At 65.4% G+C, this 12,510-nt stretch carries 8 protein-coding genes and 2 tRNA genes; 8 read left to right on the forward strand and 2 right to left on the reverse strand.

The window, feature by feature from the left end:
* The first annotated feature begins 55 nt into the window (after positions 1–55).
* The 5 genes from ACT3S6_RS07075 to ACT3S6_RS07095 all read left to right on the forward strand — a co-directional run bounded on the left by ACT3S6_RS07075 (position 56) and on the right by ACT3S6_RS07095 (position 5,746).
* On the forward strand, positions 56–3,115 hold the full coding sequence (locus ACT3S6_RS07075) for a UPF0182 family membrane protein (protein WP_444554349.1): 3,060 nt from the start codon (positions 56–58) through the stop codon (positions 3,113–3,115).
* A gap of 147 nt (positions 3,116–3,262) precedes the next feature.
* Positions 3,263–3,336 (forward strand) — tRNA-Met (locus tag ACT3S6_RS07080).
* Positions 3,337–3,479: 143 nt separating this feature from the next.
* A complete protein-coding gene (locus ACT3S6_RS07085) occupies positions 3,480–4,415 on the forward strand; it encodes a cytochrome b/b6 domain-containing protein (protein WP_444554350.1) in 936 nt (311 codons plus the stop codon).
* A gap of 61 nt (positions 4,416–4,476) precedes the next feature.
* Positions 4,477–5,613, forward strand: a complete 1,137-nt coding sequence (locus ACT3S6_RS07090) for an acyl-CoA dehydrogenase family protein (protein ID WP_444554351.1) — start codon at positions 4,477–4,479, stop codon at positions 5,611–5,613.
* Between the two features lie 59 nt (positions 5,614–5,672).
* Positions 5,673–5,746 (forward strand) — tRNA-Met (locus ACT3S6_RS07095).
* 122 nt (positions 5,747–5,868) lie between these two features.
* Here ACT3S6_RS07095 and ACT3S6_RS07100 read toward each other — a convergent pair.
* On the reverse strand, positions 5,869–6,603 hold the full coding sequence (locus ACT3S6_RS07100) for a PspA/IM30 family protein (protein ID WP_444554352.1): 735 nt from the start codon (positions 6,601–6,603) through the stop codon (positions 5,869–5,871).
* Positions 6,604–6,690: 87 nt separating this feature from the next.
* Positions 6,691–8,754 (reverse strand): TPM domain-containing protein, encoded by a 2,064-nt coding sequence (locus tag ACT3S6_RS07105; protein WP_444554353.1) that lies wholly within the window; start codon positions 8,752–8,754, stop codon positions 6,691–6,693.
* Positions 8,755–9,019: 265 nt separating this feature from the next.
* Between ACT3S6_RS07105 and ACT3S6_RS07110 the strand changes: the two genes are divergently transcribed.
* The 3 genes from ACT3S6_RS07110 to ACT3S6_RS07120 all read left to right on the forward strand — a co-directional run bounded on the left by ACT3S6_RS07110 (position 9,020) and on the right by ACT3S6_RS07120 (position 12,507).
* Complete coding sequence (locus ACT3S6_RS07110; protein WP_444554354.1) at positions 9,020–10,498, forward strand: trypsin-like peptidase domain-containing protein; 1,479 nt, start codon at positions 9,020–9,022, stop codon at positions 10,496–10,498.
* Between the two features lie 232 nt (positions 10,499–10,730).
* On the forward strand, positions 10,731–11,549 hold the full coding sequence (locus ACT3S6_RS07115; RefSeq protein ID WP_444554355.1) for an electron transfer flavoprotein subunit beta/FixA family protein: 819 nt from the start codon (positions 10,731–10,733) through the stop codon (positions 11,547–11,549).
* A 16-nt stretch (positions 11,550–11,565) separates the two neighbouring features.
* Complete coding sequence (locus ACT3S6_RS07120) at positions 11,566–12,507, forward strand: electron transfer flavoprotein subunit alpha/FixB family protein (protein ID WP_444554356.1); 942 nt, start codon at positions 11,566–11,568, stop codon at positions 12,505–12,507.
* The last annotated feature ends 3 nt before the right edge of the window (positions 12,508–12,510 follow it).

Here is a 12,510-nt window from a genome sequence, read left to right on the forward strand (position 1 = left end):
TGCTCCTGCCTACTGTGGGTGCGCGGTAGCTCGTACCAACGATGAGGTTCAATAAGTGAGTTTTGGTCCTGACAACCCGTTCGGCCGACGACCCCAGGGTTCCGGCGATGACGAAGGCGGCGGCCAGCAACGCCCCGCGCCCACCAATAAGAAGCCATCGCCGCTGGTGCCCACCATCGTGGCCATCGGCATCCTGGTGGCCGCGTTCATCTTCTTCGCGAATATCTACGCCGACGTCCTCTGGTACAACCAGGTCGGCTACGGGCAGGTGTTCTGGACCGAACTGCTCACCAAGGTGGCCATTTTCGTGGTGGCCTTCCTGATCATGGCCGCAGCCATCCGGGCCAGTCTGCAGATCGCTTTCAAAACCCGTCCGGTGTACGCCCCTGACATGCAGATGCAGGACAACATCTCCCGCTACCAGGCCCAACTGGAGCCGATCCGCCGCCTGCTGATGTGGGGGATCCCGCTGGTGATCGGCGCCTTCGCCGCCACCGCCCTGGCCTCCCAGTGGCAGACCGTGTTGTTGTACATCAACCGGGTTCCCTACGGGGAAGTGGACCCCCAGTTCAACCTGGACCTCTCCTTCTACATGAACTCGCTGCCCTTCTACGGGCTGCTCGTCGGCTTCCTGATCAGCGTCGTGTTGATCGCCGGCATTGCCGGGCTGCTGACCCACTACCTCTATGGGGGCATCCGCATCCAGGAACGCGGTGGAGTCACCATCTCCCGCTCGGCCCGGCTGCATGTCTCCATCGCCGCCGCCTTGTTCCTGCTGCTCCAGGGCGCCAACTTCTGGCTTGACCGCTACTCCACGCTGGAGGACCAGGGCGGACGCGTCGCCGGCGCGCTGTACACCGATGTGCATGCCGTCATCCCCACCAAGACGATCCTGGTCGTCGCCGCGGTCCTGGTGGCCGTGTTGTTCGTGGTCGGCGCCATCATGGGCCGGTGGAAGCTGCCGCTGATCGGCACGGCCATGCTCGTGGTGACCGCCCTGGTCGCCGGCGGGGTCTACCCGATGCTGGTGCAGCAATTCCAGGTCGTCCCCTCCGAGAAGACGCTCGAACAGCCCTACATCAAGAAGAACATCGAGATGACCCGTCAGGCCTACGGCCTCTCCGACGTGGAGTCGAGCAACTACGATGCCACCATCGACACGGCCAAGAACGCCCTGTCCAAGGACAAGGCCACCACGACGAACATCCGCCTGCTGGACCCCGATCTGGTCTCCGATGCCTTTGCCCAGCTCCAGCAGTTCCGTACGTACTACAAATTCGCCCCGACCCTGAACGTCGACCGCTATGAGGTGGACGGCAAGACGGAGGATACGGTCATCGCCGTCCGCGAGGTCAACGTCGATCCGACCGACAGCTGGGTCAACCAGCACGTGACCTACACCCACGGCTACGGTGCCGTGGCCGCCTACGGCGCCAAGGTCGCGGCCGGTGGGCGCCCCGACTTCATGCTCTCCGGGATCCCGACCACCGGCGTGCTGGCCGACGATTCCACCTACGAGCCCCGGATCTACTTCGGTGAATTCTCTCCGGAATACTCGGTGGTCGGTGGCCCCGACGACTGGACCGCCCGCGAACTGGACCACCCCTCGGACCAGTCCGGAGAGGGCGACGCCAAGACCACGTTCGAAGGAGACGGCGGGCCCATCGTGGGCAATTTGTTCAACCGACTGGTCTACTCGCTGAAGTTCAGCTCCACGGACCTGCTGCTTTCGGACGCCATCAACAACGAATCGCAGATCCTCTACGACCGGTCCCCGAAGGACCGGGTGCAGAAGGTCGCCCCGTATCTGACGACCGACTCGAATACCTACCCGGCCATCGTCGACGGCCGCGTGAAGTGGATCGTGGACGCCTATACGACCAACAGTTCCTTCCCGTACTCCACCGAGCAGCAGCTCGACACCGCCGTGCGCGATTCGCTGACCGGTGAGAACCGGACCGCGACGCTCTCGGGCAAGGTGAACTACATCCGCAACTCCGTCAAGGCCACCGTCGATGCCTATGACGGTTCGGTCGACCTGTATGCCTGGGAGCCCGACGAGCCGCTGCTGAAGGCCTGGCAGAAGGTCTTCCCCACCACGGTGAAGCCGATTTCGGAGATCTCCGGGGACCTGATGAGCCACGTGAGGTACCCGGAGGACCTGTTCAAGGTCCAGCGGACCCTGCTCGGCGACTACCACGTGACCGATCCCGACGACTTCTACGAGTCCAACGACGCCTGGTCGGTCCCCAACGACCCGACCACACCGGACAACCCGGTACCGCAGCCGCCGTACTACCTCTCGCTGCGCATGCCGGACCAGAAGAAGGAGACGTTCTCCCTCACCAGCACGTTCATCCCCAAGACCAGCGCCGGAAGCCAGCAGCGCAACGTGCTCTATGGCTTCCTCTCGGCCGAGGCCGACGCCGGGGACAAGAAGGGGAAGAAGTCCGATGGCTACGGCACGCTGCGGTTGCTCGAACTGCCGCGTTCCACCGTGGTCCCCGGGCCGGGCCAGGCACAGCAGAACTTCGACTCCAACACCACGGTGTCGACCCAGTTGAACCTGCTGCGTTCCGGTGCCTCGAAGGTCATCAACGGCAACCTGCTCTCGCTGCCGGTCGGCGGTGGCGTGCTGTACGTGCAGCCGGTATACGTCCAGTCCACCGGCGAGACGTCCTACCCGACGTTGCGCAAGGTGCTGACCTCCTTCGGCGACAAGGTCGGCTTCGCCGATACCTTGTCCGAATCCCTGGACCAGCTTTTCGAAGGTTCCTCGGGTGCCGAGACGAGTGAGGGCGACGGGAGCAAGAAGCACGACGACGACGAGGGCGGAGCAGGTGCTGAAGAGGCTCCGGCGAACGAGCAGCAGCAGCTCAAGGAAGCGCTGGCGGACGCCAACTCGGCCATCAAGGCTGGCCAGAAGGCCCTGTCCGATGGTGACTTCGCCACGTACGGCAACGAGCAGAAGAAGCTCGGCGACGCACTGGACAAGGCACTGGAGCTCGAAGGGAAGATCTCCGGTGAGCCGGTCGAAACCGATAAGGAGAAGTCCTCGGACAACCCGATCCCGGGTCAGGACGGGTCGGCTCCGGCCAAGGATTCGAAGGGCTAGCCGCACAGGGCGGGCCGCGGTGGGCCGGTAGTCCGGCCATCGATGACCCGTCCCCGTCGAAGGCGGTGGTGCCACGTAGTGATCTGCGTGACACCACCGCCTTTCGATTTGAGGTTGGGGCCCGAAGATGGGATGCTTTAAGCACGCCGCGGGGTGGAGCAGTTCGGTAGCTCGCCGGGCTCATAACCCGGAGGTCGCAAGTTCAAATCTTGCCCCCGCAACGGAGAAAAGGTCCCGGTCGATGGAAACATCGGCCGGGACCTTTTGTGTGCCCGGAAACTCGAAAAAAGCTTTGACCTCCTACTAAATGGTTGCAAGACCTAGTATCATCGAGTCCAGCAAACCGCGCCGAGAGGAACAATTGGTGAATCAGCAAACCCGCACACCATCTGCTGTGACCGGAAGCCGTTGGGGACGCTTCGGCATCTATGCAGGAGGTGCCGTCGTCATCCTGGCGCTGGTCGTCCTGGGTGCCAGGTGGTTGACCGGCACCGCACCGGTCTCGGAATTCATGACCACCTACCCCGGGCAGGTTCCGCTGCCCGCCGTGGCCCCGGTAGGGCTGCCGGCATGGTTGGGGTGGCAGCACTTCCTCAACGCCTTCTTCATCGTCCTGCTGGTGCTCACCGGGTGGAGGGTGCGGACCACGCAACGGCCCGCAGCCCACTGGGTGCGCAACAACAAGGGGCTGATCAAGACCAAGAAGGCGCCCAAGCGCATCAGCCTTGACCTCTGGATGCACCTGAGCCTCGACGTGTTGTGGGTCCTGAACGGGACCATCTTCATCGTCCTGCTCTTCTCCACCGGCCAATGGCGGCGCATCGTCCCGACCAGTTGGGACATCATCCCCAATGCCGTTTCGGCCGGCCTGCAATACGTGTCGCTGAACTGGCCGCTGGATGACGGCTGGGTGAACTACAACAGCCTGCAACTGCTGACCTACTTCCTGACCGTCTTCGTGGCGGCCCCGTTGGCCATCATCACCGGTCTGCGGATGTCCTCGATATGGCCGACGAAGGCGAAGAGGCTCAACCGCCTCTACCCGATCGAAGCGGCCCGCGCGTTGCACTTCCCAGTCATGCTCTACTTCGTGCTCTTCGTGGTCGTGCACGTGACCCTGGTGCTCAGCACCGGGGCCTTGCGCAACCTGAACCACATGTTCGCCGCGCGGGACGACGGAGGCTGGCTCGGATTCATCTTCTTCGCCATCTCATTGGTCGTCATCGTCGGTGCGGCATTGCTGGCACGACCCATCTTCGTCGGCCCGATTGCCTCACTGATGGGCAAAGTGAGCCGCTGACCACCCGTCCGGTCGAAAGTGCCGGACGTCCCCATCTGGCCCCCGGGCCGAAAGGACACACATGTTCGAGCTCAACGACGAGCAACAGGCCATGGTCGACATGGTGCGCGATTTCGCGACGGAGCAGATCGCCCCGTTCGCCGACACCTGGGACCAGGAACACCATTTCCCGGTCGACGTGCTGCGTCAGGCCGGAGACCTGGGCATGGGGGCCATCTATGCCGACGAAGAGTACGGCGGCTCGGGACTGACCCGCAGTGATGCGGTACTGATCTTCGAGGAACTGGCCCGGGCCTGCCCGACGATCTCCGCCTACATCTCCATCCACAACATGGTGGCGTGGATGATCGACCGGTTCGGCACCGCCGAGCAACGGGCCGCGTGGATCCCCGGGATGGCGACCATGGAGGAGCTGGGCAGCTACTGCCTCACCGAGCCCGGAGCGGGCTCCGACGCCGCGGCCCTGACCACCCGGGCCGTGCGTGAGGGGGACGAGTACGTCCTGAACGGAGTCAAGCAGTTCATTTCCGGTGCCGGGGCCTCGACCTACTACCTGGTGATGGCCCGCACTGCGGATACCGGTAGCCGGGGGATCTCGGCGATCGTGGTCCCCGCAGGGACCGAAGGGCTGGGGTTCGGCGGCCTGGAGAAGAAGATGGGCTGGAATGCCCAACCCACCCGCCAGGTCATCTTCAACAACGTCCGGGTCCCGGTGGCCAATCGCCTCGGCGAGGAGGGCGACGGATTCGGCATTGCGATGAAGGGCCTGAACGGGGGCCGGCTGAACATCGGCGCCTGCTCCTTGGGCGGGGGACAGGCCGCGTTGGAGAAGTCCGTCGCCTACCTCAAGGAACGGCAGGCCTTCGGCGGACCGCTGATCAAACAGCAGGCGCTGCTATTCGAACTGGCCGACATGGAAACGAAGATCTTCACGGCCAGGACCCTGTTGTGGCGGGCCGCGGCGGCCCTGGATGAAGGTGCCGACGACGCGCTGAAACTCTGTGCTATGGCCAAGCGCGTGGCCACCGATGCCGGTTTCGAAACCGCTAACGCCGCCATCCAGCTCCATGGCGGATACGGATACCTGAGTGAATATGGTTTGGAGAAAATCGCCCGTGACTTGCGGGTTCACCAGATCCTCGAGGGGAGTAACGAGATCATGCGCCTGATCATCGGCCGGATGATCGCCCAGGAATAGGGGATCGGACACCTCGATTTTGGGCGGTATCCACTTTCGTGTAGAGTCATATCTCGCAGCGCGGGGTGGAGCAGTTCGGTAGCTCGCCGGGCTCATAACCCGGAGGTCGCAAGTTCAAATCTTGCCCCCGCAACGAGATGAAGAACCCCGATTCGGCATGACGCCGGATCGGGGTTCTTTTCGTGTCCCCGGTCGTCCGTGACCGACCGGTCACGGACCACCGGGTGGAGCGGGAGGTGCCGGGCTTCGTGGTCCCTAGCCCAGCTCGGGCGTCGGGCTGCCTCCGGCCTTCAGGGCCGCCAGGCGGGCCTCCACCTCGGTCTGCTCGCCGAGGTCCTCGAGGGACTCGAACTGGGCGTCGAGGCTGGAGGCCGAAAGCTCTGCGGCGCCCTGGACGCGGGCTTCCTCGCGCCTGACCTTCTCCTCGAAACGCGAGACCTCGCTGTTGGGGTCCATGATGTCGATGCTCTTCAGGGCATCCTGGACCTGGGACTGCGCCTGCGTGGACTTGGCCCGTGCGACGAGCGAATCCCGTTTGGCCACCAATTCCTGACGTTTGGTGTTCATGGCGTTCAAGCCGCTTTTGAGCTTCTCGACGATCTCCTCCTGCGAGGCGATAGTCGGCTCGACGGATTTGGCTTCGTCCTCGGACTGCATCTGACGCTGGATGGCGACCTTGGCCAGATTGTCGAACTTCTTGGCGTTCTCGTCCTTGCCGGCGGCCCGGAACTCATCGGCCTTCCGCGATGCGGCGAGGGCCTTGTTGCCCCAGTCGCGGGCATTCTCCTGGTCTTCCTGATGGTCCTGTTGGAGCATGCGCAGGTTGCCGATGGTCTGCGCGACCGCCGTTTCCGCCTCGGCGATGTTGTTGGTGTAGTCGCGCACCATCTGGTCCAACATCTTCTGCGGGTCCTCGGCCGAATCGATCATGGAGTTGATGTTGGCCTTGGCCAGTTGGGCGATGCGCCCAAAGATTGACTGCTTGATCACGATGTCACCTTCCACTGGGGTTTAACTGGTCTGGTCCTGCAACCGGCGGCCGAACCGCCGGAATCCTCTGGGAGCCCGGGCGGCGGCTCAGAAATTGCCGCCCCCGCCTCCACCGCCGAAGCCGCCTCCGCCGAAGCCGCCTCCACCTCCGCCGCCGCCGAAGCCACCGAATCCGCCGCCTCCGAACATGCCGTCGCCGCCTCTGCCGCGCCCGCCGCCCCCGCGGAGGATCGAATCGATGAGGATGCCGCCGAGGATGGCTCCGCCCATGCCGTTCCCGCGGCCGTAGCCGCCCCGGCCGCCGCCGAAACCGCCGCCGAAGCCATCGACGTCGGACTCGGCCTGCCGAGCCGCCTGATCCGCGAGCGAGGCGGCCTGCTGGGCGCTTTGCAGCGCCTTGACGGGGTCTTGTTCGGTGAGTTGGAGTGCTTCGTTGAAATACCGTTGGGCTTCGGCCAGCCGGGTCCTGGCCGTGGCGCCGACGCCACCGCGACGGGCCCGGATGAAGTCGTCGGTGCCGTCGATCTTTCCCCGGGCGGTCTGCAGGGCGGACTGCAATGAAGCCGCAGCCCGTCGGGTTTGTTCCCGGCGGTCCCGGATCGCACCCAGCGGGCCGTCGAGGCCTTCCCGGGCGCGGGCCAGTCGGGACAGCAGGTCGCCGGGATCCACGCATCCCTGGTGACGGGCTTCCTCGATCCGGCCGATGGTTTCCTTCAGGACGGCAGCAGGCGCCGCCAGCTCCTGGTGCTGGCCCGCATCGACCAGCGATTGGGCCTGCGTGAGGTCCTGGTGCGCCTCGGCCAGTTGGGATTCCACGTCCTCGCTCGCCTGGCCCAGGCTGGTCCCGGTCTTGCCGATGGCTGCGATGAGCACCCGGGTCTGGTCCACGGCTTCCTCCCCGGCGCGGATCGCGACGGCTGCCTCGGCCTCGGAGGAGTCTGAGGAGGACTCGGCAGCGGTCTTCAGGGAGTCCTCGATGAAATCAATGAGTTCGTCGGCCTGTTCGACGTTGTCCCTGACCTGGAGCAGCGCCGAATCCGCATACCGCTGGGCCAACCCCGTCAACGAGGACTTCGCCGTCTGCAGATCCGTGCGCAGCACCTCCAGGTGGCTCCTCAGGGACGCGGTGGCCTGGGGTAGCTTGCGTTCGAGCTCACGCAGGGAGGCAAAGTCCTCACGGTGCTCCTCGAGCGAGTCGTTGACCGCTTCGCACCGGTGGATGATGGTGCCCAGCCACTGACGCTGATCGGCTTCGGAATCGGGGATGGAATCGTCGAGCTGCTGCTGGAGTTTGAAGGATTCGCCCAGATGTTCCTTGGCTTTGGCCAGATCCGCCGCGAATGGCTTGATGGCTTCCTCGCCGAACTCGGCCAGGGCGAAATTCAATTCCTGCTCGCTGGAACGGATGGCGTCGTCCGCGGCGATCAGGAGTGGGCCGGCCTGGTGCCGGAGCTCCTCGATGCTCAACGACGCCAGCGGGTCCTGTGGTGCCGTGTCTGCCGAGCGGGGGCGACGGGATTCCCGAAGGGATTTCTTCCGGCGTCCCAGGACCCAGAGGGTTCCGCCGCCGACCACGATGACCCCGCCGATGATCCACGGCGCGGCCGAGCCGCCGGAGGACGCGGAGGCGCCGTTCCCGGACGCACCCTGGAGTTCGCCGGAGGCGGCGGCTTCGATGCCGGTGACGGCATTCTCGGCCGCGGAGGCCCAGTCGTCGGCCGTGAGCGTGTTCGAGCGCAGGTCCGGGGTGATGTACTCGGTCACGATGTCCGCATCATGGGCGGCGATTTCTCCGTTGTCGCTGGACTTCAAGCGAAGCTGCCGCGCGTCGGTGGCAACGGCCAGCACGCTGTCCGTGGTGCCCAGGCCCTTCTTCCGGGCCACGTCCTGGACCCAGGCATCCATATCCGAAGGGTCGGAGAACTCGTCGACGTAAATGACGTAGAGGTTCAGCCCCTCGCTGTCCTGCAACTGGGTGACCGCCTGGTCGACCCGGGATGCTTCCGAACCCAGGACCCCGGCGTCGTCCACCACGTATTGGCCCGGGGGGATCGTCACCGGCGGTTCGGCGGACGCTGGTCCCGCCAAGAGCAGCATGGACAGCAACGCGAATCCGGCGGCCGCCGGAACGCGTCTGGAAATGGATCGCATGGATCACCCTTCGACGTCGGTGACGGCTGGCCAGCACCGCTGGGGGCACACGCCGGAAGGCTGCTCCCGGCGCACGATGGCCTTCGACCGTCGTCTTTGAGTCTATTGGTATGATTTGGGGCCGTCCACAGCGACGCGGCGGCGATGGCCGGCTCACGGGAACCCGTCCGTGTTCTCACAGGTTTCGCTCAGGTAAAGCTTCTCCAGGACACAGCGCACGTTGTCATAGTTGGAGTCAAGGAACTCCCAGAAAGGACACCACGTCATGAGCGAGGAACGGAACACCTTCTCCCAAGGATCGACAGGCGAACCGGAGGATGGATCCGGGACGTCCACTGGCGGCCCCATGGTCCCGCCTCGCCCGCAGACCCCGCCCCAGGCCCCGGCGGAACCGACCACGGAACAGTACCGCTCCGTCACCGGTGAACCCCGGACCGGGACCTTCCCGGCCGGCGGCAGCCCCGGGGCGACGCCCCCTCCGACCGGTGGCGGCCACTTCCCTCCGGGAGCGGCCTTCTCCCCGGCCCCGCGCCGCCAACCCAAGCGTTTCGGGACCGCCACGCTGATTTCCGGCATGGTCATCGCCGCCCTCATCGGCGGGGGCAGTGCGGTGGGCGCCAACTATCTGATGGACGGCTCCGAGCAGCCCACGGCCAGTTCCTCGCAGAAGAGCGATGCCGTGGTCATCAACAACCCGGAGAACGTCACGGCAGTCAGCGCCGCGGCCGCCAAGGCCTCGCCCAGCGTCGTGACCATCGAAGTCGATGGTCAGAAGCAGGGAGGCTCCGGTTCGGGCATCATCCTCGATACCGACGGCCACATCCTGACCAATACGCATGTGGTCACCCTCGGGGGGACCGTCTCGGATCCGAAGATCACCGTGCGCACCAGTGACGGACAGGTCCACCAGGCCACCGTCGTCGGTACCGATCCCATGTCGGATCTCGCGGTGATCAAGATCGAGGCCGATGGCCTGCAGCCGGCCAAGCTCGGGGACTCCTCGAAGCTGAACGTCGGTGATTCGGCGATCGCCATCGGTGCCCCTCTGGGCTTGAGCGGTACCGTCACCGACGGGATCATCTCCACACTGAACCGCACGATCAGCGTCGCCTCCTCGGCGGTGCCCGATAGTTCGGCACAGAAGGACTCCTCCGATGAAGGCAACCAGTTCAACTTTGAATTCCCCGGGGAGAAGCAACAGCAGCAAAGCGCGGGCAGCGGGTCGATCTACGTCAATGTCATCCAGACCGATGCCGCCATCAACCACGGCAATTCAGGCGGGGCCCTGGTGAACACCAAAGGTGAAATCGTCGGCGTGAACGTCGCGATCGCCTCAGCCGGCGGTTCCGGGAGCACCGGGGGCGATGACAGCGGTTCGATCGGTGTCGGATTCGCCATCCCGATGGACTACGCCCACCGGATCGCCAACGACATCATCGAGGACGGCAGCGCCACCCATGGTCTGCTCGGGGTCACGGTCAAGGCCAAGCAGGCCGACTCGGGAACCCAGTTCAGTGTCGGGGCCGAAGTCCAGGAGGTCACCTCGGGCTCGCCCGCCGACAAGGCAGGGATGAAATCCGGGGACGTCATCACCAAGGTCGGAGAACGCCAGATTTCCGATAGCCAGTCGTTGACGGCAGCCATCCGTGAATACGCCAAGGGCAGCCAGGCGAAGATCACCTTCACCCGTGGCGACGGCGAGAAGACGGTCGAGGCCACCGTGGGCGCCCTGCCCGCCGACTAGCCGGAAACCACGCCGAACCAACTGCCGCTTGGGGCCCCGACAAGGGCCGCAGGCGGCAGTTGTCGATGGGGGCCGGTTACGCTGGTCTCCGGACCGCGGTGTCACCTGCTGGCGGCACGGTCCCTGTGACGTTAGTCTTTGTTAATACCCATTAACTGGAATTCGCGGGTTGTTCCCGTGAAATCGACGGTACCGGTCGCCTACGGCCGGACGAGTCAAGTGAAAGGCAATCATGAGCGTGACAAGCGGGGCACCCCTGAAGGTGCTCGTCCTGGTCAAGCACGTCCCGGACGCGCAGTTCGACCGCCACCTGACCGGTTCCGACCATGTCATCGACCGGTCCGAGAGCATCCTGTCCGAATTGGACGAATATGCGGTCGAAGCGGCATTGCAGTTGGTGGAGGCGCGCGGAGGAGCCAAGGCCGGCCATACCGTCACCGCGCTGACGATGGGGCCGGAGCGTGCCTCGGCCGCGGTGAAGAAGTCCCTGCAGATGGGTGCCACGGACGGGGTGCACATCAACGATCCGGCCCTGGCCGGCTCTGATGCCGCAGCCACCTCGCTGGTCCTGGCCTCGGCCGTGAACCATCTGGGCGGATTCGATGTCATCATCACCGGCATGGCCTCCACCGACGGCGAGACCTCCCTGGTCCCGGCGCAGCTGGCCGAACGCCTTTCGCTGCCGCAGCTGACGATGGTCTCCTCGCTGGAACTGGGGGAGGACGGCGTGCTCACGGCCCGGCGCGATTCGGACACGACCTCCAAGACCCTGCAGGCCGCGACCCCGGCCCTGGTGTCGGTCACCGACCAGGGGGAGGAAGCGCGTTACCCGAACTTCAAGGGCATCATGGGCGCCAAGAAGAAGAAGACCGTCGCACTGTCCCTGTCGGATCTCGGGCTGGAGGCCTCGCAGGTCGGCGCCGTCGGATCGTGGACCAGGATCGAGGACGCGAGCCCGCGTCCGCCGCGGGAAGCCGGAACGGTTGTCACCGACTCCGGCAACGCCGGTGTGGAACTGGTCGACTTCCTGGCAGACAAGAAACTTCTTTAGGAGCTGAGGCGAACAGATGGCTAATATTCTGGTTTTCATCGACACCCCCACGGCACAGCCGGGCAAGGCCCAGCGCGAACTGCTCACCCTGGGCCACCGGCTCGGCGAGCCCGTGGTCGCCCTCGGCTCACCGGCTGCAGACGAAACCGTCGCCGCCTACGCAAACCTGGGGGCCACGGCCCTCTACGCCCCGGCGGGGGCGCTGGACGGCACCCTGATCGCCGGGGAAGCAGCTTTCGTGGCCGAGGCGGCCCGCGCCTGCTCGGCCGGAGCCGTGCTCCTGCCCAACTCGGCGGATGGCAAGGAAATCGCCGCCCGGGTGGGCCTCAAGCTCTCCGCCGGTGTCATCACCGATGCGGTGGATGTCACCGCCGACCTGACGGTGACCAAATCGGTGCTGGCCGGCGGGTACACCGTCAACGCCCGGGCCGTCCAGGGCACCCCGGTCATCACGGTCAAACCCAATAGCGTCGAGCCGACCGACGCAGCAGCGACGAGCCCGGAGGTCACGACCCTGGAGGTCGCCGATGCCGGCCCCGCCGCACGGGTCACCGAAACCGTTGAGAAGGCGGTCTCGGCCCGGCCGGAACTCCAGGATGCCCGCATCGTGGTTTCCGGTGGACGAGGCCTGGACGGGGACTTCACCCCGGTCGAACAGTTGGCCGATGCCCTCGGCGCCGCAGTCGGTGCCTCCCGCGCGGCCACGGATGCCGGATGGATCGAGCACTCCTACCAGGTCGGTCAGACCGGTAAGACGATCTCCCCGCAGCTCTACATCTGTGCCGGGATCTCCGGTGCCATCCAGCACAAGGCAGGGATGCAGACCTCGCAGGTCATCGTGGCGATCAACAGCGACGAGGACGCCCCGATCTTCGAGATCGCGGACTTCGGCATCGTGGGCGATGCCCGTAGCGTCCTGCCGCAGGCCGCCGCCGAGATCCAGCGTCGGAAGGGCTGAAGG

Source organism: Arthrobacter sp. AOP36-C1-22 (genome assembly GCF_052377515.1).
In the GTDB taxonomy this organism is placed as follows: domain Bacteria; phylum Actinomycetota; class Actinomycetes; order Actinomycetales; family Micrococcaceae; genus Arthrobacter_H.